The following is a 20,767-nucleotide window of genomic DNA, read 5'->3' on the forward strand; positions in this document are numbered from 1 at the left end:
GGGGCAATGCTGGCGTTCACTCCACGACGGAGCTGTGGGAGAGTCTACTCCGACCGTCGTCTCGCGACCCAGTTCACGGATGGGAGTCGCTGGTTGCCAGCCCGCTTGTCCGGCCGACATATAAATCCATACTATATTATATTCAATTATAATAGAAAAATATTTAAACAAACATATTATTCTTTGTGCGTAATGTCGGTGAAACACACCGAGTTGGATTTAGAAGCAGCTACGGAACAAATTACCGCGGTCTACGAGAGCGCTGACGTAACCCATTCGGGTGAGCACGCGACGACGGTCAATCAGTTAACCGACCAGCTTCCGGCACTGCAGCCCCGGACACTCGAGGCGGCGAGAGCGTTGCTTTCGGCGTCGGGCTCGTTCAACGTCGACAAACTCGCAGTCGAAGAGGACAAGGGACTTCCGTTCGGAGTACTGATCGCACGGGAGTATTCGCTGCCACTCGCGGTCGCTCGCTGGTATACGTACGAGATAAATGCCGACCGTCAGTCAGCGGTCGACATCGATTCCGAGTACTTTTCGGGTGACCTCTACCTGAATGGCATCGAACCGGGCGACGCGGTCGCGATCGTCGACGACACGATTAGTACCGGTGGGACGATGATCGCGATGATCAAGGCCATCGAGAAGGCTGGTGCAACGGTTGAGGAAGCCCACTGCATCGTCGAAAAGACGCGAAAAAACGGCGTCGATCGCGTCGCGGAGGAGACCGGGATCGAGGTAACGACATCGATCGCTATCGAGATCGAGGGGAACAATGTCAACGTCGTCGACGAGTGACGCGTTCCGCGCGTTCGTGACGTTCAATCGGGTGACACCGATCCGCTACTTCGCGATCGACGTGGTCCTGTTCGGGTTGCCCCTGGCGATTACCGTCCAGGACGGCGGACTCGACCTCACTGCAGGGATCGCGTTCGCGAGTATGCTCCTCGTCCGTGGTAGCATCCTCACTCACGACGACTATTTCGACGCTGAATCCGACGCGATCGAGAAACCGTACCGTCCGATCCCGTCGGGGCTGGTCACCAAAACGCAGGCGTTCTGGATGGGGGCTGCGATGCTCGCCGGCGGACTGGGACTGGCGGCGCTCGTCGGGCAATCGTTTCTTGCGGCCGCGACGCTCCTGTACGTGATCTTGATCGCGGACCCGCTCGTCTTCAACCATCTGGACGTCACCGGCATCTCGACGCTCGTGACGGTGACTAGTATTTCGATGTTCAGCGTGATGGGTTGGACCGTCTACGGCGGACTCACGGCCGGATTGGTGGCGATCTTCGCTGCGACATGGCTGTGGGACATCTGTCACGATACGATCGGTGCGTATCTCGACAGCGACGGTGACCGACGCGCTGGCATAGCCTCGCTCGGGCGCGATTTCTCACGGGCCGCAGTCGCGGGGACGATCGCTGTAAGTCTCACCGTCTCGATGGCGATTCTGCTCGGCTTCTTTCATCAGGGACTCCCGTCGATCGTTCTCCCGGTGGTGCTGCTCGCCGGGACGCTGGTCGCGACGTTCTCCTTCGGGAGAAATCGTGTTGGTCCGACGACGGTCCGGCATGCCGTCGAGTGGTACGTCGTCGGAAGCTATGCGTGGCTCGGACTGTTTTACCTCGTCGACGTCCCGCTGTGAGTACGACTCTCGACCGAGTCCATTTCACCGACGACGTATTGGTTTATATTTAACAGTACTATTCTGAACGTCTGAGTGTCTATCCATTATGAACTAAGAATAGATGGAACGTTTTCGATAGACGGCGTCGGATCGAGAATTGGTTCGGTGTAACAAGAATTAAGTCACAGCACACCACGTCATTGTACATGAACGTCATAGCACAGTCGGATGTGGGGAGAGAAACCTATCTGGGTATAAGCAGCGTCGGCTACGCGCTGTTTTATCTCCTCGTTGTAATTACGCTTTCCGTCCTCGCGTACGGCATTTACCGGCGTTTCAGCCGGTACGCTCAGGGGGACGACGATCCGTTCACGCGGCTTGACGATCTACCAGGTCGTATCGTTGGCGCAGCAAGGACCGTCATCACTAACGAGAAGAATTTCAACAGAGACCTCTACGGCGGTCTGATGCACTCATTTATTCTCTGGGGATTTCTGACGTTGTTCATCGCAACGTTGATTATCGGATTCCAGTTGTACGCGACGGATAATTTCTTCGACTATCAGTTCTGGCAGGGCGACTTCTACCTCTCCTACCAGTTTATCGTCGACGCGATGGGCCTGCTCTTTGTTGTCGGGATCGGGATGGCGATCTACCGGCGCTACTGGGTCCGTAATCACCGCCTCTGGGGTCGTCACACCTCCAACGAGGACGACATCTTCATCTGGACGCTGTTCGGTCTCGGCGTCGGTGGCTTCCTCCTCGAGGGCGCCCGTATCTACGCGACGGGCATGCCCGACCACGAGGTCGTCAGTTTCGTCGGCTATGGAATCGCGATGGTGTTCCATGCGATCGACGTGCCGACGACCGGTGCCGCGGTCGAGGCGACGCTCAACGGCGCCGACTACAGTGCGGTGAGCGACCTCGGTTACAACGCCGAAACGATTCACTGGCTGTTCTGGTGGTCTCACTCGCTGCTGGCGCTGTTTTTCATCGCGTGGATCCCCTACGCCAAGCCGTTCCACATGATCTCATCGTTCGCCAACGTCGTCACGGCCGACGAGAAGGCGGGCAAGCGCCTGCCGAACGTCCCGTCGGACCTCGACGCGACGAACGCCGAGTCCATCGAGGACTTCACCTGGAAGGAAATTCTCGATCAGGACGCCTGTACGAAGTGCGGTCGCTGTTCGTCGGTCTGTCCCGCGAAGGCTTCCGACCGACCGCTCGATCCACGAAACGTCATCCTCGATCTGAAGAAATACCGTGAGGACCTCGACGCCGGCGGCGAGGAGAAGCCGATCATCGCCGACGGCGGCACGTCCGTGATCAACACCGAGACGATGGAGTCCTGTATGGCCTGTATGGCCTGTATGGACGCCTGTCCGGTCGACATCGAGCACCTGCAGTCCTTCACTCGACTCAACCGCCAGATGACCGACCAGGGCGACGTCGCCCCCAGCATGCAGGACGTCTTCCAGAACGTCATGCAAAACGGCAACACGTTCGGAGACTCCCCACGCAACCGGGGCGACTGGAGCGACGACCTCGAGTTCGACGTTCCCGACGCCCGCGAGGAGGAAGTCGACTACCTCTGGTACGTCGGCGACTTCCCGAGCTACGACGAGCGCAACAAACAGGTCGCCCGCTCGCTGGCGACGATCCTCAAGGAAGCCGACGTCAGCTTCGGGATCCTCTTCGACGACGAGAAGTACGACGGCAACGACATCCGCCGCGTCGGCGAAGAGTTGCTGTACGTCGAACTCGCCGGCCACCACGTCGAGACCTGGGAGGACTGTGAGTTCGACACAATCGTCTGTACGGACCCCCACTCCTACAACACCTTCAAAAACGAGTATCCGGAGCTCAACTTCGACGAGTTCGCCGATGATCCGATGATGCCCTTCGAGTACGACGAGCAGTGGAACGAAGACGGCGAGATCGAGGTCTACCACTGGACCCAGGCCGTCGAAGAGTTAGTCCAGGAGGGCAAACTCGAGCTGTCGGGCACCGAACTCGACTACACGGTCACCTACCACGATCCGTGTCATCTGGGCCGGTACAACGACGAGTACGAGGCCCCGCGCGAACTCATCCGCGCGACGGGCTGTGAACTCGACGAGATGCCCCGCAACCGCGACAACTCCTTCTGTTGTGGCGGTGGCGGTGGCGGCCTCTGGATGGACTTCGAAGAGGACCCCAAACCGAGCGAAGAGCGGCTCCGGGAGGCCCTAGAGGACACCGACAACGGCCCCGACGTCGAGAAGTTCGTCGTCGCCTGTCCGATGTGTATGACGATGTACGAAGACGGCCGCAAGACCGGCGGCTACGAGGACGAAATCGAGATCGTCGACGTCGCCGAACTCATCGTCGAGGCCATCGGCGCCGAGGAGGAAGCCGACCTCGAGGTCGCGGCCGACTAACCACGACGCTGCAGTGATACGGTCTACTGTCGTCAATTACCGCCGATCGCCGACCCCGTGCTGACGTTCGTCTCGCTCGTTTTGTACGGCAACGAAAACGCCCGTGTCGATGAGAACGCTCATTCGCCGTACAGAACCTCGTCGATCTCGTCGTCGGTCGTTTCAGTGCCCCAATCCGAACTTCCGGACAACCACTGTTCGATTTCGTCATCGGAGAGTGGTTCGAAATCGTCGCGGAAGTCGTCAATGAGGTCGTCTTTCGACTCGTAGGGCTCGGTGACCATCCGCTCGAGCAGTTCCTGCTGAGTTACCTTCGTACCCGTCTCGAGGCGAATTTCGGCCTGTAACTCCTCGAGACGTGCTTTCGTCCGATCAGTGACTTTGACCGAGGTACTCATACGGACTAGTAGTAGATTCCACTGGAAATACGTTTCTTCGGAACAGGCGATCGAGCGGAGCCCAGCTGTCGGACGGACGGTAGCTGTAGCTACGACGGAGACACCAAAAACGAACGAAAACGACTCGAGGGGTTAGTCCGAACAGCCAAGCGACGCCGACGCGTCGTTGCCTACCTCGGCGGAGACGTCGACCGCGCTCACGTCGCGGACGAACTCGAGGAAGTTGTCGAAGACGAGTTTCGCCTCGCAGGCCTGGCGATAGTTCTCCCGGGTAATTTCGTCGAGGATGGACTCGAGGCGTTCGTCGGAGAGTTCCTTGCGGTGGACGAGTTCGCGGGCGGTTTTCGTGTCGTACTCGGGGTGGAACTGGACGCCGAAGACCCGGTCCTTTCGGAAGCCGTGGTTGGAGTACTCGTTCTCGGCGAGTGGTGTCGCACCGGGTGGCAGCTCCGTGACCTCGTCGGAGTGGCTGGTAAACGCGAGGAACTCCTCGCTGATGCCGTCGAACAGCCGCGAGTCACCGAGACGCTCGATCTCGCTGTAGCCGACCTCGTAAGCACCCATGTCCGTGACGGTCCCGCCGAGGACGTCCGCGAGCAGCTGGTGGCCCCAACAGACGCCGAGAAACGGGATATCGTGGTCGATCGCTTCGTCGACCCATCCCTTGACGGGCTGCATCCAGTCGTCGTCCCAGTACACCGACGATCGAGAGCCGGTGACGACTGCACCGTCGTAGTCGTAGTCGTTGGGCACCTCGCCGTCGGTCGCGTCGAACTCCGAGAGCGAGGCGTCGAGTTCGCGTCGGAAGTTCCGCGTCGTGTTCTCGTCCTGGTGGGCTGCGTTCAGGACGGCAATCCGGAGCTGACTCATGATCCCGTATTGGCGACTCGGGAAGCATATACCTTCTGTCCAGCCCAGGGGTTGCCGCAACCATGGACAGCTAGACGACCTGCCACGAGCACGGCTGCTATCACCGGCTTTCGAGTCCGACGGCCGGATCTCCGGCCCTGTTACTGCGGCCGATAGCGGCCATCCGCGTCGCGGCTGAAGCGCTCGTCCGTCTCGAGCCAGCCGTCCGCGAACCGGCCGCGGTCCGTGTCCGTCTCGTCGTCGGTGCGTTGTTCGTCGGCCGACCGATACCAGGTCCGATCGTCGGTACCGGCAACATGTACGTAACCGTCGGCCACGACCGGCCCCGAAAGATGGAGATCGCCCTCCGCCTCACCCTCGAGAACGTCTCCGTCGGGACCGACCAACCGCGCCCGACAGTCGGGAACCGGAAGACCGACGTGGGAACCAGTCGCCGTCTCGTCGCCCGTTTCTCCAGCGGTCTCGTCGCTTGCCGAACCGGGCGACTGACTGAACGCGGTCGGACACTCGAGACGGCCGTACGCTCGCAGAATCGACGCGTCGCGTTCGCGATACGCGGCGCGGACCTCGTCGTCGGCCGCTCCGTCGAGGACGACGCGCTCGAGGGAGTCGATCGCCGCGTCGAAGCCCGATTCGGCCGCGAGGGCCGCGATCTGTGTCTCGCGGCCGGCGAGGAACGTGGCGGCGTTCTCGTCGATTGCGGTCAGCGTGTCGCCGGGGTCGAACGCCCGGTCGAGCAAGACGGTGCCACCGACGTACAACAACGGCAGGGCAGCGCGGACGAGGCCGTCGTAACTCGAGAGCGGCGTCGTCAACGGAGCGACGTCGTCGCTCGAGAGGGCCCAGGAAACCAGCGCCGAGAGACAGTTCCACTCGAGCGTGTCCGCGGTGTATCCCGCGACGGGCCGACCGTCATCACCGTGGAGGAACAAGAGCGGGACGTCGGTGTCGCGGTCGCGGTCCTCGGTGTCGGGCACGTCCTCGCGGTCTGCGTCGACGAGTTCCGAGAGGGTGACGGAGCGGTCGAACGGGATCGATCGCACGAGGTCTCGCTGGGCGGACTCTGAGACGACGAGATCGGGATCGATCGCCTCGAAGGGCCGCGTTACGGTCGCAGGTGTCAGCCAGTGTGAGATCGGCGCAAAGACGGCACCGAGCCGGCGACAGGCGAAGAGAACGACGAGCGAGGCGACGCGGTTGCGCGTGACGAGACAGACGACGTCGCCGGCCGCGACGCCGAGCGCCGAGAGGTGTTCGGCCGTCCGCGTCGCCATCGCCGAGAGCTCGCCGTAGGAGACGCGACTCTCGTGGATCGTCTCCGCGGGCGCGTAGAGTCGTTCCTCGGAGACGTCGACGACCGCCGTTCGGTCCGGAAAGCGTTCGGCTCGACGTGCCAGCGAGAGCGTCACGACTGTGTGTCGGACTCCAGTACCCGTCAAAGCTGGGGGGTCGAGCGCAAGCACGACGTCGATAGCGGAGTGTCACACTCGAGTCCGGCCCGGTGGACGGGAATCACTCGTCGTCGGTCTCTGCCTCGAGAAAGCCGAGCAGTCGATCGTTGACTGTCCGGGACTGTTCGACGAAACAGAGGTGGCCGGCGCCCTCGAGTTCGACGAACTCGCCGCGGGGAAGCCCAGTCGCCAGCTCCCGACCCGCCGAGACCGAAACCAGGTCGTCCTCGCTGCCGTGGACCACCTGCGTCGGCTGGGTTACCTCGACCAGCCAGTCGGTCGCGTCGAAGCCCTCGAGTGCCGCCGTCTGTGCCTGCCAGCTCTCGCGGTCGGCGTCCCCGTCGGCCCGCCAGTCGACGATGCCCTCGCGGACGTCTGGCTGTGACTCGAGAAACGCCGCGGAGAATCCGGCGGCGAGCGACACACGGAGCGCGTCGCGGTCGTCCGGTGGCGCGTAGAGAGGCTCGAGGTCGAACGCCTCGCCCTGCGCAGCGGTCCCGAACAGGGTCAGCGTTGCGACCCGACTCGACTCTCGAGCGGCTCGGAGGGCGATCGCTCCGCCGAGGCCACACCCCACGAGGTGTGCCTTACGAAAGCCACAGTCGGCGAGGACGGCCTCGAGGTCGTCGACGAGCGTCTCGAGGGTGTAGGGGCCGTCGGGGGCGTCCGATCGACCGGTCCCTCGAAGATCCCAGACGACGGCCTCGTAGGGGCCGGCGACGGCGGCGTGTTGCCAGCCCCACAGCCAGCCGCCGAGGCCGGCTTCGGTGACGAAGACGACGGGTTCGCCCTCGCCCGCACGATCGTAGTACAGCGAGACGGCACCGTTCGTTGCAGTGGGCATAGCTGACTCGAGGGCGTCGAGAGAAAGAAAAACGACGGTTCGGAACCGACAGAGCGGTCCGTCTTAGGCGTCCTGGACCTGCCGCAAGACGTCGGGTGCGTCCTCGAGCGCCGCGTCTAGATCCTCGACGTTCGGGCCGCCACCCTGTGCGAAGTCCGGCGGGCCGCCACCGCCGCCACCGACTCTCGAGGCGAGTTCGCCGACGACTTCACCGGCGTTAACGCCCGCATCCTCTGGGACGGAAACGACGAACTGAGCACTGTTCTGGCCGCTCCCAAGGACGGCGATCTTGCCCTCGTCGCTGATGGCGTTTGCCGTTGCACGGAGTTCGTCGACGTCGGCGTCGATGCGGTCGACGACCGCGGTCGTCTCGCCGACGTCGACCTCCTCCGTGTCACTGCCGCCGCCCGCTCGAGCCGCGGCGAGCTGTTCGGTCAGGTCCTCGATCTCCTTGCCGCGGGCCTTCCACTCCTCGAAGAACCGCTCGGCGGTCTCGGGAACCTCCTCGGGCGAAACGTCGAGCACCTCGGCGGCCTCGTAAAGGGCGTCTTCTTTCTCCTGGGTGGCCTCGAGGGCGGCCTCGCCGGCAGCGAAGGTGATTCGCTCGACGCCGTCCTGGACGCGCTCGGTGTTGAGCACTTTGATGGTCCCGATTTCGCCGGTCCGGGCGACGTGGGTCCCACCGCAGGCCTGGACGTCCTCGTCGACGTGGATCAGTCGGATCTGTTCGCCCGGCGGGATACCGCCCTGATAGAGGTCGAAGCCGTGTTCGGCCTCGGCGTCGTGGCGGTCGGGCCACTCCTGGGTGACCTGGCCGTTGTCCATGACGATCTCGTTGGCGACGCGTTCGATCTCCTTGACGTCCTCGCGGGAGATACGGTCGTAGTGGCGGACGTCGATCCGCGAGGAGTCGACGCCCTTCTGGGCGCCGGCCTGTCGAATGTGTTCGCCAAGTACCTGCCGTGCGGCGTGGATGACGATGTGAGTCGCCGTGTGATGGCGCATCAACTGCCGTCGGCGGGTGCCGTCGATCTGGCCCTTGACGAACTCGCCTTTCCCGGGGCTCTCGTCGGTCCGGTGGAGGATGACGCCGTCCTCGATCTGGACGTCCTCGACCTCGACGGTCGTGTCGTCGGTCGAGAGCGTCCCTGTATCGGCGGGTTGGCCACCGCCTTCGGGGTAGAACATCGTCTGATCTAACACGACGTCGTACCCCTCCTCGCGCTCGAAGACGTCCAACACGACGGCCTCGAACTGCGTGCGCTGCTGGTCGTCGTAGTAGAGTTTCTCCGTTTCGGGGAGGTCCGCGAACCGTTCGTCCTCGTCTTCGTCCGTCTCTTCGGCGCCGTCAGGCGTGTCGTGGCGCTCGGCGACGAGGCTGTAGAAGTCGTCGGGGACGTCGACGTCGGCACCCGCCTCCTCGGCGATCTCGGCGACCATGTCGGGCTGGATGCCGTGGGAGTCGTAGAGTTCGATCAGCTCGTCGGTCGGGATCGGCTCGCCTTTCTCGGCGTACTCCTCGGCGAGGCTCTCGACGCGACGACCGCCCCGTTCTAGGGTCTCGCGGTACTTCTCGACCTCGGTGCGGACGATGTCGCGGATGGTGTCGCGGTTCTCGTACTCGAGGCGCTCGGCCTGCATGTCGACGAGTTCGTCGAGTGGTGCGTCGACGCCGACCGTATCACAGAGTCGCTTCGTGCGTCGGAGGACCATCCGGGCGAGATAACCGGTGCCGACGTTCGAGGGGACGATGCCGTCGCCGAGCATGTAGGCGAGCGTCCGGCAGTGGTCGGCGATGGCGTAGATGTTCTCGAGGGGCTCCATGAGCTCCTCGAGGTCGGCCGCGTCGACGCCGAGTTCGTCGGCGATCTCGCCGCGGGCGGTCTCCATATCCTCGGCCTCGTCGATGTCCATGTGGCCGGCGAGTTTGGCCACGCGATGGACGAGCTCCTCCTCCTCGTCGGTGTGCTCGAGTCCCGCGTTGTCCTTGAGGAACGCGATCATGTCGGGGTAGACCGCTTCGTAGACGGTCGGGGTGCCCTGAGAGACCCACGTCCAGCGCTCTAACCCGTAGCCCGTGTCGACGATGTAGGTGTCCATCGGGCTGTAGCGGTTCCCGTCTTTCATCTCGTACTCGCCGTCGGGGTCTTGCTCCATAGACATGAAGACGAGCGTCGCGAGTTCGACCCCGCGGAAGATGACCTCCATGGCGGGGCCGGCGTTGCCGCCACCGACCCACGGGTCCTCGATGTAGATGACTTCGTCGAGATCGACGCCGAGTGACTCGAAGAAGCCGTCACAGAGTTCGACGGTGCGGTCCTTCCAGTAGACCTCGCCGTGGTAGGCGTACTCGTCTTCGTCGACGTCCTCGCGCGTGTTGAACGCGTGGTGGGCCATCATCTCGAAGGCCATCGTGTGCCGGCCCGTCTTGCCGACGTTGTCGATGTCCTGCATCCGAATACAGGGCTGGGAGACACACAGCGGGTTCGCCGGCGGCGGCGTCTCGCCGCTGGTCACGAGCGGCTGGAAGTCGTAAATCGACGCCTGGGTCAGCAGGACGTCCTCGCGCCAGCGGTTTGCGGCGACGGGATAGGGGTCGATCCGGTCGTGGTCGTGATCCTCGAAGTACGAGAGGAAGGCCTCCCGCATCTCCTCGAGGCTGTACTCGTCGTCGAACCCGGAGTTCTCGATGAAGCCGTACTCCTCACAGGGTGGCTCACCGCAGGTCTCCCGGTCGTGATCGCGGGTCCAGAAGTGTGCGCCACAGGACGGACACTCCTTGCGCTCGAATCCTTCCTCCTCGAAGTACTCGAGGCGGTACGCTTCCGCCAGTTCGCTCATTACGTATGTGTTGACCAGCCAGCGCCTAAAACAGTTCCGCAACGTTCAGTCCGCCGGAATCGCACGCATGGGCGGTTCAACACGTCGACGACCGCGGCGGGTTCGGTACGCACCGAGCAGTTTTAGTGGTCGGTCACTCTCGAACTGAGACACCGCTTCCCATGTCTGCTCCGTCGCGGTCACGACCACGGACAGTGTGCTATCTCGCGGCGACCCCCGCCGCGGCTCGCGAGGGTGCGACCGCCCTCGAGGACGCCCCTTCGGGACCGAAGCTGGCAGTCCAGCCGCTGTCGATCGACGCAGTCGACGACCATCGTGACTGGCTCGCTACGCCGGACTGTGTCGTCTTCGCGGCGACGCCGACGACCGCCGCGGGCGCGCGTCTGCTCGAGGTCGTCGACGCCTGCGAGGCGACGCCACTGGTGCTCTTTTCCGCCGCCAGCTATCCGCCGCGAGCCGCACGCTCGACCGACGGCATCGACGGCTACGTCCGGCGGGACACCGACGATGCCGTTGCCCACCTCGCAGACGAGATCGAGTGGGTCTGTGCCCGCGATGAGAGCAGAAACGAGAGCGAGCCCGGGCCGGCGATCCCGGGCGGATCCGGGCTGGAACCCGACGAGACAGTGACCGAGGCCGAACAGCCATCGGCGACCGAGGCCGGACGACCGTCCGACGCGATCGAGACGAGCGGTTCGACGACGTCCGTCGATCCACGATCGGCCGCGTTGCTCGAGACCGTTCCCGACCTGTTCGCCTGCGACGGTCGAGACGAGCTCGCCGAGCGACTGGTCACGGCCGCGGCCGACGCTCTCGAGACCGACTACTGCTGGCTGTCGCGACACAGCAACGGGAAGTCGACACTACTGGCAGCGACCGACGCCGTCTCGGACACCGATCTCGTGGCAGTCGGCGGAGTGATCGACGAGGTCTGCCGAACGGGCGAACCGCTGTGGATCGACGGTCGATCCGACGATCGGCTGACGACCTCGCTCGGGGGATTGCAGTCGCTTTGTTGTGTCCCGATCGGCGACGGCGGACACCTCTGTGTCGCAAGCGAGGCGCCGGCGGCGTTCGACGATCGCGACCGCGAGTCGCTCGTGGCGTGGGGACGGGTCGGTGACGCTACACTCGAGCGACTCGAGACCGAACCGACGCGTCCCGACGACCACGGTCGCCACGCAGCCGAACGCGACCGCATGCAGGTGCCGTCTGCAGTGCCCGAGCCCGCGTTGTGCTACGAACTCGTCGACGGCGAACCGGTCGTTCGGGACGTCAACGATACCTTCGCGACGACCTTCGGCACTGAACCCGACGCCGTCGTCGGCGAGTCCGTCCGCGAGCGGACCGGACCGCCGGGGCTCGAGGGCCGGCAGGGAACGCTGTGTGAGACGCTGCAAACCCGCAAGCGCCGCCAGTTCGTCACTCGACGCGGGACTATCTCGGGCGTCCGTGAGTTCCGGCTCACGGTGACACCCCTCGAAGCGAGTAGCGATACCGACGAGCGAGCACACGCCAGATGGGGAGTGGTGCGCTACAGCGACGTCACCGAGACCAGACGACAGGCCCGCGAGGCGGCCGCCGCCCAAAAGCGACTCGAGACGATCGCCGACACGCTCGAGGACGACGTCCGTCGGTCGCTGAACGTCGCCCGCGGCTACCTCGAGCTCACGGCGGCGACCGGCGACATAGACCACCTCTCGGTCGTCGAGACGACACAGCACGATCTCTGCGAGCGCGTCGACGAACTGGTCGCGATCGCCCGCCGCGAGATCAACGGACCCGAACCGGTCGCCGCCCACGACGTCGCGCGCCGGGCCTGGGTCGCCGTCGACACCGGCGACGCGCGGCTCGAGACGGGAGCGAACGTCGTCCTCGAGGCCGACAAAACCCGGCTACGGACGCTGTTCGAACACCTGCTCGGAGCGATCGTCGAGCGTCTCTCGACCGGCGAGGGGAACCGACCTGAAACCGGTGATCCGACTATCACAGTGGAGGCGACCGACGATGGATTCGTCGTCAGCGGGCGTCCGACAGGCGACGATGGGCCGTGGGCCCGGCGTGAACCGAGCACCGAACCCGATCCCGACCGGGTGTCCGTCGCCGACGGTTCCGACGTCGGTCCCCGACTCGAGGCAGTCGATCGGATCGCCGAGGCCCACGGCTGGGACGTCCGCCTCGAAGAGACAGATGGGCCGACCGTCGTCGTTTCCGGTGTCGAACCGATCGACGTCGGTCGTGATTCGGAGGTCGAGTCGATCGGCTCGGTCGACCCGGGGACCGATCGTCGGATACTGCTGTCCGACAGGAAAAAACGGATCAGGGACGGCTAGAAGCGCTCGGGAAAGCGCGGTCAGGCCGCTTCTTCGAGCGCCAGCGATGCCAGCAGCGCCTCCAGTTGCAGCCGTTCGTTTGCCCCCTCCGTAATTCGATAGTCGACTTCGCCCAGTTGCTCGAGCAGTCGAACGGTCGCCTGTTCGGGGATGTCGAACTCCCAGGCCGAACGGTGGAGCTGGTCGATGACGTCGCCGCCGGCGAGGCCACGCTCGGTCAGCAGGTCTTCCAGGGCGGCGCGGGCAGCGGTGAAGTCGCCGTCGATGGCGTGGTCGACCATCGCCTCGACCTCCTCGGGGCGGGCCGTCGAGGTGATCGCAAAGACCGTCTCCTCGTCGACGGTCTCGCCCATCACGGCGGCGGCCTGCAACCCGTTGATCGCCTTGCGCATGTCGCCGTCGGCAGCGTAGACCAGGGCGTCGACGCCGTCGTCGGTGACCTCGATACCCTCGTTGGCGGCGATTTCACGGACCTGGGCCTCGACCGCCTCGTCGGAGAGTTCGGTAAAGCGAAAGACGGCACACCGCGATTGAATGGGGTCGATGATCTGACTCGAGTAGTTACACGAGAGAATAAAGCGGGTGTTGTTCGAGAACTGTTCCATGGTGCGACGGAGCGCCGACTGGGCGTCGGATGTCAGTGCGTCGGCCTCGTCTAAGAAGATGATGCGGTAGTTGTAGCCGCCGAACGACGACCGCGCGAAGTCCTTGATCCGGTCGCGGACGACGTCGATGCCGCGCTGGTCGGAGGCGTTGAGTTCGAGGAAGTTCTCGCGCCAGTCGTCGCCGTAGACTTCGCGGGCGATAGCTTGTGCACTGGCGGTTTTGCCGACGCCAGCCGGCCCCGAAAACATGAGGTGTGGGAGGTCGTCCTGCTCGACGTAGCGTTGCAGCCGCGGGACGATGTTCTCGTGGCCCTTGATCTCGTCGAGCCGTTCCGGCCGGTACTTCTCGATCCAGACTTCGGTCCTGCCGGGTGTCGGCTCCGCCGCCTCGGCGTCGGCCTCGCTCATACCGCTCGCAAGGAGCGGGCGCAAGATAAAACGACCGAACCACGGCGTCGGTCTCGATCTCGAGTCTCGCGTGCGGGCTGTCGGACAGCGATCCGTACGACTCCGAGCAGGGCGGGCACTCGAGCCGTGACGACAACGCGACGATGACTGTACGCAGGTCTGAAACTACGGTTACACTTTTTTCATGTCAGTCGTCGAAGAAGCCGTCATGCGCTTCGGAACCACCGCGCTGGCAGTGCTTGTCGTCTCGTTCGTCGTCCTCGCCGGCGTCGTCCCGGCGACGGTCGTCGCCCAGTCCGACTCCGAGACGAGCGGGACGGTCGTCGTCGAGGAAGGCGAGACAGTCGAGGACGTGGAGGCGTTTGCGGGTACCGTCGTCATCGAGGGAACCGTCACGAACGACGTCGAAGTCGTAGGCGGCGACGTCCGAATCGACGGCGAGGTCGGTGGGGACGTCGAAAGCGTCGGCGGCAGCGTCACGATCGCCGGAACTGTCGACGGTGATCTCGAAAGTGCTGGCGGCAGCGTTACGATCGCCGAGGGAGCGACCGTCGGCGGGAACGTCGGGATCGGCGCTGGTAGCGTCACGGTCGACGGCACGATCGAGGGCGACGCCGAAATCGGAGCCGACACGATCCAGCTCGGTGATGACGCGGCTATCGAGGGCGATCTGCGCTACGGTGGTGACCTCGAGGGCAACACCGATGCCGTCGCGGGCGAGATCGAAGAAGATCCCTCGATCGGCGTCGACGTTGCCCCGTCGATTCCGCCGATCGCCTCGTGGCTGTTCTCGGCGTACGCACTCGTGTTGAACCTGCTGCTCGGTGCCGCGTTGCTCGCCCTGTTCCCGCGGTTCTCAGATGGGATCGCCGACCGCGTCGGACGCAGTCCCGTCCGCTCCGGGCTGGCGGGACTCGGTGTCCTCGTCGGCGTCCCAATCTTGCTGCTCGCGATGGCGATTACGGTGATCGGCATTCCGTTTACGATCATCGGCGCGTTCGCGTTCGCCTTCGTCGTCTGGATCGGAATCGTCTACGGCCGCTTTGCCGTCGCGGCGTGGCTGCTCTCGCTCGTCGACGTCGAGCACCGCTGGCTCGCACTGGTAGTCGGGATGGTCGGCGGCGCCCTCCTCGCGCAGGTGCCGTACGTCGGTAGTCCGATCAACTTCGTCGTCTTCCTGCTCGGGCTCGGTGCGCTCGCTGCCGGACTGTACAGCCACTGGCGAGCGGGGCGACAGCGAGACCAGGAGCCACGCGGCGAGATCGACGCCGGCGGTCCGGCCAGCGACTGATACTGTTGGACAGCACGATTCGACGATCGGTCGCGCGACTGCGGCCGTCCCGACGGTGGCGGCCGCGATTTCGCGACCGACGGCTCACTGACTGCTGTCCGACAGTATGAGACGGATCCCTGGAACGATTTCCCGGCGCAATCGCAGCCCGGATCGCGGTTGCGCCGGCACTGACGTACAGTAGTCCGTATGAGATAGAGAGCGACGCGCTCAAGTCCGCGCTCGCGTAAGCGTGGATATGCGCGTGACCGTCGACGTCAAGGGCGAAACCACCCACGAGATCGACCTCGAGAACGCCGGATCCGACTCGAGTACCGGCGTCGACGACGCGGCGCCGACCTATCGGGACCTGCTCGGCGAGATCGATCTCAGCCCCCACGAGGTGAGCGTGCTGGTCGACGGTCGTCCCGTCCCCGAGGACCAGCCGGTCGAGAGCGACCACGTGACGGTGTTGCGTCTGATCAAGGGCGGGTAGCGAGGATCGCCACGCAGTCCGTATGACGGAACGTGACGACAGGAGCCCGTATGAAAGCCCGATCGTTTTGAGGGGGCCCGTCGTACGCCGACCCATGTCTGGTGACGCCCTCGAGGTGACCCTTCCGAACGTCGGTCCGGGGCCGGACCCACTCACGCTCACCGACCTGACCGAGCCGGTCGCACCGGCGGATCCAACGACGACCGACGATACCGAGTCGGCCCACGACGCGGTCCTCCTGTTGCTTCACCGGGATCACCACGCCGGCCAGTGTCGCCGCCAGGTTCGGGCCGTCGCCGACCGCTACGACGAGTTCCGCGAGCGCAGCTGTCAGGTCGTCTCGGTCGTTCCCGAACCGCGAGAGCGCGTCCAGGAGTGGCAAGAGCGCTACGACCTCCCCTACCCACTCTGTGCCGATCCGGAGGCAACCGCCGGCGAGGCCTTCGACCAGCCGGTTCGGCTCGGCCCGCTCGGTCGACACTTCGATCTCATCGGCCGGATGCCCGCCGCGGTCGTCCTCGACGTCGACGAGAACGGCGACCTCTCCGTCGTCGACACGCATCGTGGCCGAACGAACATGGACCGGCCCGAAATCGACGACCTGTTGACGGCTGTCGACCAACATACCTGAGCGATGGACGGCTACGTTCGCCTCGCAGTCGACGACGACGCCCTCGAGGTCCGCCGGATCCTCGATGCGGCTATGCTCGAGCCCGGCGACGTCGAGGGCCGGATCGCCGAAGGCAACGTCCTCGTCGCCGGCGATCGTCGCGGCGGGACGAGCGCCGACACGGAACGGATCCTCGGGACGGTCGTCCTCGAGGGCCGCGAGGAGCCCGGCGCTCACGTCGCAGCGATCGGCGTCCGCCGGCGCCACCGTGGCCAGGGGATCGGCTCGGCGCTGATCGAGCACGCCCTCGAGCGGGAAGGCCGGTTGACGGCGCGGTTCGACGACGACGTCCGTCCGTTCTACGAGCGCCTCGAGTTCGCGATCGAACCGATCGACGAACGCCGGAACCGGGGCGTCGTCTCCACGCTCGAGCGCGCGTAATACTGTCGACACTATTCACCGTCGGTTACACGACTGCGGCCATCGCCGACGGTGACGGCCGCGAGTTCGCGACCGACGTGGTACTGACTGCTGTCCGGCAGTATAGGCGACGGTCGACGCCGGTCTAGCCGCTCGTGCCGGCGTATTCCGGCGGAAGTTTATCCCGTGGAACGTGGTACGTCGCGGCGCATGGCACTCAGAGGGTTACTCAGCGGCGATCCGTCGCGCAACTCCAAACTCTACCTCGCGATCGGTGCTGTCTCGCTCGTCAAGGCGATCGCAGTCCGGAACGATCGGGAGCGGTTCCGCCGCGAACTGGTCGACGCCGGCCTCTTCATCGGCGTCGGGCTCGCGTTACGGCAGTACAGCCAACTCAGAGACGAAAAGCGTGCGGAGATCGAGGAGACGGTCCCCGACTGGGCGATTCAGATGGCGACCTCCGAACCGGCGAGACGAGGCGTTCGCAACCTCGCCAGACAACAGTTCGGGAGCGAGCCAGAGCCCGAGCCGACGCTGCGCGATCGGGCCCGACACGTCCTCTCGAGCTAGTCCCGAGAGCGGTCGCACCGATCCATATGCGGTCTGCTGTCGTCACGTCCCGCCGGTCGCCGACCCCGCCCTGGCGGTCGACGGGAACTCGGTACAGCAGTCCGTCTCAGGACGACAGCGGTTCGAGCGACGCCGTAAAGTGGCGCAGCTCCGGCATCGACGGATCGGAGACGACCTCGAGACCGTCGATCGACTCGGGGTTCTCGAGGACGGTCGCGGCGGTCTCGGCGACGTGTTCGAAGTGCTCGGCGTGGTACGTTCGACGGGGAACCGCGAGACGAACGAGTTCCGGCCGGTCGGTGTCGGGAAAGGCGAAGCTCCCGAGTTCGACCCCGCGGACGCCACCCTCGCGGTAGAGTTCACAGACCAGCGCCTGGCCGGGGAACTCCGCGGGCTCGAGGTGGGGGAGTGCGGCCCCCGCGTCGATGTAGACGGCGTGGCCGCCCGGCGGCGTATAGACCGGAACGCCGGCGTCGGAAAGCAGCGTGGCGAACTTGCGGACCTCCTCGAGGCGATCGGTGACGTACGCTTCCGTGACGGCCTCGCGGAGGCCGACGGCCATCGCGGCGACGTCGCGGCCGGCCATCCCGCCGTAGGTGGGAAACCCTTCATAGAGGATCGCTCGCTGCTTGCATCGCTCGAAGAGGTCGTCGTCGTCGGTCGTGACGAAGCCGCCGGCGTTGACCAACCCATCTTTTTTCCCGCTCATGACGACGGCGTCGGCGTAGCCGAGTTGCTCGCGGGCGATCTCGGCGATCTCGTATCCCTCGAACTCTCCCTCGCGGCGGCGAACGAAGCCGGCGTTCTCGGCGAACCGGCAGGCGTCGATCACGAACGTCGCGTCGATCTCGTCGGCGAACTCCCGAACGCGGCGCGTGTTTTCGACGCTGACCGGCTGGCCGGCCGCGGAGTTGTTCGTGATCGTCTGGATCACGAGCGGCACGCGCTCGGCGCCGACGTCGTCGACGACCGCGCGGGCACGCTCGAGCGAGACGTTCCCCTTGAACGGCCCGTCGGCCGTCGGATCGCGCGCACCCTCGACCGGACAGTCGACCGGCTCGGCGCCCTGGTTCGCGACGTGGGCACGGGTCGTATCGAAGTGCGTGTTGTTGGGAACGACGTCGCCCTCGGAGAGGAGCGCGCCGTAGAGGACGTTCTCCGCGCCACGACCCTGGTGGGTCGGAACGACTCGAGAGAACCCCATTACCTCCCGGACCGCCGACTCGAGTCGCTCGAAGCTCCGCGAGCCGGCGTAGGACTCGTCGCCGCGCATCAACGCAGCCCACTGGGCGTCGCTCATCGCACCGGTCCCGCTGTCGGTCAACAGATCGATAAAGACGTCCTCGGACGCGAGCTCGAAGACGTTGTATCCGGCCTCCGCGAGCGCCCGCTCGCGGCGCTCTCGGGAGGGTAACTCGATTCGCTCGACGACCTTGGACTTGTAGGCGACCATACCCCTTCGACGGCGTCGCGCGTGTTCAGTCTAGCTGGAATCTCGTGTCCGCTGGCGGCTCGAGGCGTCCGCTGACGGACGAATCGATCCGTCAGTGGACGGAACCGGCGAACGTCGAGAAATCGATCCCTAACACGCTCGTCCGGAACTGCCGTGGCGCTTTCCGGCGCAACCGGGGTCACGGTCGTGCCGGAACTGCTTAGCAGTCCGTCTCAGAAGAGGTCCTGCGTGAGTTCGAGGGTCTTCTCGCGGTCGTCCCAGTCGACGAAAAGAGCGACGCTGGTCGCGCTCGTGATGATGTCGTTTAGATGGATCCGTGCCTCGGCAAGCGGGTTGACGATCTCGCTGATGATCCCCGGCTGGTTGGGGAGTTCGCCGCCGGTGACGCGGACGACGGCGACCGGCGAGTCGACGGTGACACTCGAGAGTTCGTCTCGAGCGATGACCTCGCGGTGGAGGATGTTCTCGGCCCGTTCGGCCTCGTCCTCGTCGATGTAGAAGGTCACGGTGTCCATACCGCTGGCGACGGCGTCGATGTTGATGTCGCTCTCGGCGAGGGCCTCGGAGAGGTGGTTGAAGATTCCCGGCTGGTTGCGGATCGCGCGCCCAGCGACGGTCAGGCAAGCAAGCGGTCGCTCACGTAAGTCGACGAGGTTCTTGAACTCGCCTTCGATGCTGGTTCCGCCAGACAGCAGGTCCCCGTGTTGGTAGTGGACGACGCGGACGTCCAGCTCGCTGTCCTTGTAGGAAAGCGCGGAGGGGGCAACGACCTCGGCACCGCGGAACGAGAGGTTCCGCAGTTCGTCGACGGAAATCTCGCCGACGTTGCGGGCGCCCTCGACGACGTGGGGGTCACCGGTCATGACGCCTTCGACGTCGGTAACGATGACGACCTCGTCGGCCTCCATGTATTTGCCCATCATCACAGCCGTGGTGTCACTGCCACCGCGACCGAGCGTCGTGATCGAGCCGTCGGGCCCTTCCGCGAGGAAGCCGGTGATGACCGGAACCGTCGCGTCGAGGTCGTCGGCGACCTCGAGGGCGCGTTCCTTGGTCTCCTCGACGTCGACTTCGCCGTATTCGTCGGTGACGACGGGCCAATCGTCTTTGCCGGGCTCTAAGAACGTGGCGTCGATGCCCCGTGCGGAGAGGGCGGCTTTGAGCATACGGACCGACGTTCGCTCGCCCATACTGACGATCTGGGCGCGGTCTTCCTCGTCGGTCTCGAACGTGATCTCCTCGAGCAGGTCGTCCGTCGTCGACCCCATCGCGCTGGCGACGACGGCGATCTCGTGGCCGTCCTCGACGGCGGCGGCGATCGAATCGGCAGCGCGGTTGATTCGGTCCCCGCTCCCGAGACTCGTACCGCCGAACTTGGCTACTACACGCATGCTGCCACCTCGTCCGCAACTGGGCTGAAGATAGCTACGCTCATATGGCACACCGTTACCAGAGCGGGCAGATAACTGTGTCCCATCGGCCGCGCTTTTACGGAGACGGCGATCCTATCGATAGACGTGACAGTCACGACTACGAGACACAGACGGGCCGTCGCTCGGCCGAACGCGGAACGGGATTTATGTTCGTGCGTAGCATTACCACACGCTAATGAACGTACGTGACGCTCTCGAGGCCGACGCGGACGCGCTGGCGTCGATCGCCGATTCGCCGACCGACGTGATGCGAAACCTGGTCCACGACCGGACGGTCCGGGTCGCCGAAGACGGGACTCACGATCCGAACGCGGACGTCTCCGGATCGCAGTACGACGGCTCGGATCCGGAGGACCTGCTGGGGTTTATCAGCTTCGACGCCCGCGAGGACACGGTTCACGTAACCCAACTCGACGGCACCAGCAAAGCCTGTAAGCGGCTGCTGGCCGAACCAGTTCGCTTCGCCGAACGGGAGTCGATGGCCGTCGAAGTGCTCGCTCCCCACGAGACCGACACCATCGGGGACGCCGCGGAGGAACTCGGGTTCGAACGCCGGGGCCGAGGGCCGCGATTCGACGGCTCACCGACGGTTCGGTTCCGACTCGAGCCGTAAGCCACGCCACCGTATACTGTCGGATCACGCATCGATCGCACGCGACGGGTGATACTGCCGGACAGAACGATTGTGAGAATTCGCCGCTTCTATCCGGCG

Annotated in this window: 18 protein-coding genes; 10 read left to right on the top strand and 8 right to left on the bottom strand. The window is 64.7% G+C overall.

Going from position 1 to position 20,767, the window contains the following annotated elements:
* Positions 1–192: 192 nt before the first annotated feature.
* From RBH26_RS07035 to RBH26_RS07045, 3 genes are all read left to right on the top strand, one after another.
* Positions 193–801: a phosphoribosyltransferase family protein gene (locus RBH26_RS07035; protein WP_007259489.1), complete on the top strand. Its 609-nt coding sequence runs from the start codon at positions 193–195 to the stop codon at positions 799–801.
* On the top strand, positions 779–1,651 hold the full coding sequence (locus RBH26_RS07040) for a UbiA family prenyltransferase (RefSeq protein ID WP_007259488.1): 873 nt from the start codon (positions 779–781) through the stop codon (positions 1,649–1,651). Before RBH26_RS07035 ends, RBH26_RS07040 begins: the two co-directional genes overlap by 23 nt.
* Before the next feature lie 188 nt (positions 1,652–1,839).
* Entirely contained in the window at positions 1,840–4,053 is a 2,214-nt protein-coding gene (locus RBH26_RS07045; RefSeq protein WP_306757470.1) for a heterodisulfide reductase-related iron-sulfur binding cluster, read from the top strand.
* Positions 4,054–4,172: 119 nt separating this feature from the next.
* Here RBH26_RS07045 and RBH26_RS07050 read toward each other — a convergent pair whose 3' ends face one another.
* The 5 genes from RBH26_RS07050 to alaS form a co-directional block, all read right to left on the bottom strand.
* Positions 4,173–4,451 carry a hypothetical protein gene (locus tag RBH26_RS07050; RefSeq protein WP_306757472.1) on the bottom strand — a complete coding sequence of 93 codons (279 nt, stop codon included), beginning with the start codon at positions 4,449–4,451 and terminating at the stop codon, positions 4,173–4,175.
* 132 nt (positions 4,452–4,583) lie between these two features.
* Positions 4,584–5,321, bottom strand: a complete 738-nt coding sequence (locus RBH26_RS07055) for a type 1 glutamine amidotransferase (RefSeq protein ID WP_306757473.1) — start codon at positions 5,319–5,321, stop codon at positions 4,584–4,586.
* A 140-nt stretch (positions 5,322–5,461) separates the two neighbouring features.
* On the bottom strand, positions 5,462–6,730 hold the full coding sequence (locus RBH26_RS07060; protein ID WP_306757474.1) for an AMP-binding protein: 1,269 nt from the start codon (positions 6,728–6,730) through the stop codon (positions 5,462–5,464).
* A 103-nt stretch (positions 6,731–6,833) separates the two neighbouring features.
* Positions 6,834–7,616: an alpha/beta hydrolase gene (locus RBH26_RS07065; protein ID WP_306757476.1), complete on the bottom strand. Its 783-nt coding sequence runs from the start codon at positions 7,614–7,616 to the stop codon at positions 6,834–6,836.
* Between the two features lie 63 nt (positions 7,617–7,679).
* Positions 7,680–10,457, bottom strand: a complete 2,778-nt coding sequence (alaS, locus tag RBH26_RS07070) for an alanine--tRNA ligase (RefSeq protein ID WP_306757477.1) — start codon at positions 10,455–10,457, stop codon at positions 7,680–7,682.
* Positions 10,458–10,651: 194 nt separating this feature from the next.
* On the opposite strand from alaS, the gene RBH26_RS07075 reads away from it, so the two are divergent.
* Positions 10,652–12,790, top strand: a complete 2,139-nt coding sequence (locus RBH26_RS07075) for a GAF domain-containing protein (protein ID WP_306757478.1) — start codon at positions 10,652–10,654, stop codon at positions 12,788–12,790.
* Positions 12,791–12,810: 20 nt separating this feature from the next.
* Here the strand turns inward: RBH26_RS07075 and RBH26_RS07080 are convergent, their stop codons facing one another.
* Positions 12,811–13,803: a replication factor C small subunit gene (locus RBH26_RS07080; protein WP_306757479.1), complete on the bottom strand. Its 993-nt coding sequence runs from the start codon at positions 13,801–13,803 to the stop codon at positions 12,811–12,813.
* Between the two features lie 184 nt (positions 13,804–13,987).
* On the opposite strand from RBH26_RS07080, the gene RBH26_RS07085 reads away from it, so the two are divergent.
* From RBH26_RS07085 to RBH26_RS07105, 5 genes are all read left to right on the top strand, one after another.
* The gene (locus tag RBH26_RS07085; RefSeq protein ID WP_306757480.1) at positions 13,988–15,094 is read left to right on the top strand and encodes a polymer-forming cytoskeletal protein; all 1,107 of its coding nucleotides are present in this window, start codon (positions 13,988–13,990) and stop codon (positions 15,092–15,094) included.
* A 238-nt stretch (positions 15,095–15,332) separates the two neighbouring features.
* Positions 15,333–15,569 carry a ubiquitin-like small modifier protein 2 gene (locus tag RBH26_RS07090; protein ID WP_306757482.1) on the top strand — a complete coding sequence of 79 codons (237 nt, stop codon included), beginning with the start codon at positions 15,333–15,335 and terminating at the stop codon, positions 15,567–15,569.
* A 94-nt stretch (positions 15,570–15,663) separates the two neighbouring features.
* Positions 15,664–16,200: a redoxin domain-containing protein gene (locus RBH26_RS07095; protein WP_306757483.1), complete on the top strand. Its 537-nt coding sequence runs from the start codon at positions 15,664–15,666 to the stop codon at positions 16,198–16,200.
* A gap of 3 nt (positions 16,201–16,203) precedes the next feature.
* Positions 16,204–16,620 (top strand): GNAT family N-acetyltransferase, encoded by a 417-nt coding sequence (locus RBH26_RS07100; RefSeq protein ID WP_306757484.1) that lies wholly within the window; start codon positions 16,204–16,206, stop codon positions 16,618–16,620.
* 189 nt (positions 16,621–16,809) lie between these two features.
* Positions 16,810–17,169 carry a hypothetical protein gene (locus RBH26_RS07105; RefSeq protein WP_306757485.1) on the top strand — a complete coding sequence of 120 codons (360 nt, stop codon included), beginning with the start codon at positions 16,810–16,812 and terminating at the stop codon, positions 17,167–17,169.
* A gap of 106 nt (positions 17,170–17,275) precedes the next feature.
* On the opposite strand, the gene RBH26_RS07110 is transcribed toward RBH26_RS07105, so the two are convergent.
* Positions 17,276–18,622 carry a tryptophanase gene (locus RBH26_RS07110; protein ID WP_306757486.1) on the bottom strand — a complete coding sequence of 449 codons (1,347 nt, stop codon included), beginning with the start codon at positions 18,620–18,622 and terminating at the stop codon, positions 17,276–17,278.
* Positions 18,623–18,834: 212 nt separating this feature from the next.
* Positions 18,835–20,013, bottom strand: a complete 1,179-nt coding sequence (locus tag RBH26_RS07115; RefSeq protein ID WP_306757487.1) for an aspartate kinase — start codon at positions 20,011–20,013, stop codon at positions 18,835–18,837.
* 217 nt (positions 20,014–20,230) lie between these two features.
* Between RBH26_RS07115 and RBH26_RS07120 the strand changes: the two genes are divergently transcribed.
* Complete coding sequence (locus tag RBH26_RS07120; protein ID WP_306757488.1) at positions 20,231–20,668, top strand: hypothetical protein; 438 nt, start codon at positions 20,231–20,233, stop codon at positions 20,666–20,668.
* Positions 20,669–20,767 lie beyond the last annotated feature (99 nt).

Origin of the sequence: Natronolimnohabitans sp. A-GB9 (assembly GCF_030848565.1) — an archaeon.
Classification (GTDB): Archaea; Halobacteriota; Halobacteria; order Halobacteriales; family Natrialbaceae; genus Natronolimnohabitans.

Bases quoted from the DNA above. Each gene is read 5' to 3' on its own strand.
- RBH26_RS07035 (WP_007259489.1), top strand. From the start codon at position 193: ATGTCGGTGAAACACACCGAGTTGGATTTAGAAGCAGCTACGGAACAA.
- RBH26_RS07040 (WP_007259488.1), top strand. From the start codon at position 779: ATGTCAACGTCGTCGACGAGTGACGCGTTCCGCGCGTTCGTGACGTTC.
- RBH26_RS07045 (WP_306757470.1), top strand. From the start codon at position 1,840: ATGAACGTCATAGCACAGTCGGATGTGGGGAGAGAAACCTATCTGGGT.
- RBH26_RS07050 (WP_306757472.1), bottom strand. From the start codon at position 4,451: ATGAGTACCTCGGTCAAAGTCACTGATCGGACGAAAGCACGTCTCGAG.
- RBH26_RS07055 (WP_306757473.1), bottom strand. From the start codon at position 5,321: ATGAGTCAGCTCCGGATTGCCGTCCTGAACGCAGCCCACCAGGACGAG.
- RBH26_RS07065 (WP_306757476.1), bottom strand. From the start codon at position 7,616: ATGCCCACTGCAACGAACGGTGCCGTCTCGCTGTACTACGATCGTGCG.
- alaS (WP_306757477.1), bottom strand. From the start codon at position 10,457: ATGAGCGAACTGGCGGAAGCGTACCGCCTCGAGTACTTCGAGGAGGAA.
- RBH26_RS07080 (WP_306757479.1), bottom strand. From the start codon at position 13,803: ATGAGCGAGGCCGACGCCGAGGCGGCGGAGCCGACACCCGGCAGGACC.
- RBH26_RS07085 (WP_306757480.1), top strand. From the start codon at position 13,988: ATGTCAGTCGTCGAAGAAGCCGTCATGCGCTTCGGAACCACCGCGCTG.
- RBH26_RS07090 (WP_306757482.1), top strand. From the start codon at position 15,333: ATGCGCGTGACCGTCGACGTCAAGGGCGAAACCACCCACGAGATCGAC.
- RBH26_RS07095 (WP_306757483.1), top strand. From the start codon at position 15,664: ATGTCTGGTGACGCCCTCGAGGTGACCCTTCCGAACGTCGGTCCGGGG.
- RBH26_RS07100 (WP_306757484.1), top strand. From the start codon at position 16,204: ATGGACGGCTACGTTCGCCTCGCAGTCGACGACGACGCCCTCGAGGTC.
- RBH26_RS07105 (WP_306757485.1), top strand. From the start codon at position 16,810: ATGGCACTCAGAGGGTTACTCAGCGGCGATCCGTCGCGCAACTCCAAA.
- RBH26_RS07110 (WP_306757486.1), bottom strand. From the start codon at position 18,622: ATGGTCGCCTACAAGTCCAAGGTCGTCGAGCGAATCGAGTTACCCTCC.
- RBH26_RS07115 (WP_306757487.1), bottom strand. From the start codon at position 20,013: ATGCGTGTAGTAGCCAAGTTCGGCGGTACGAGTCTCGGGAGCGGGGAC.
- RBH26_RS07120 (WP_306757488.1), top strand. From the start codon at position 20,231: ATGAACGTACGTGACGCTCTCGAGGCCGACGCGGACGCGCTGGCGTCG.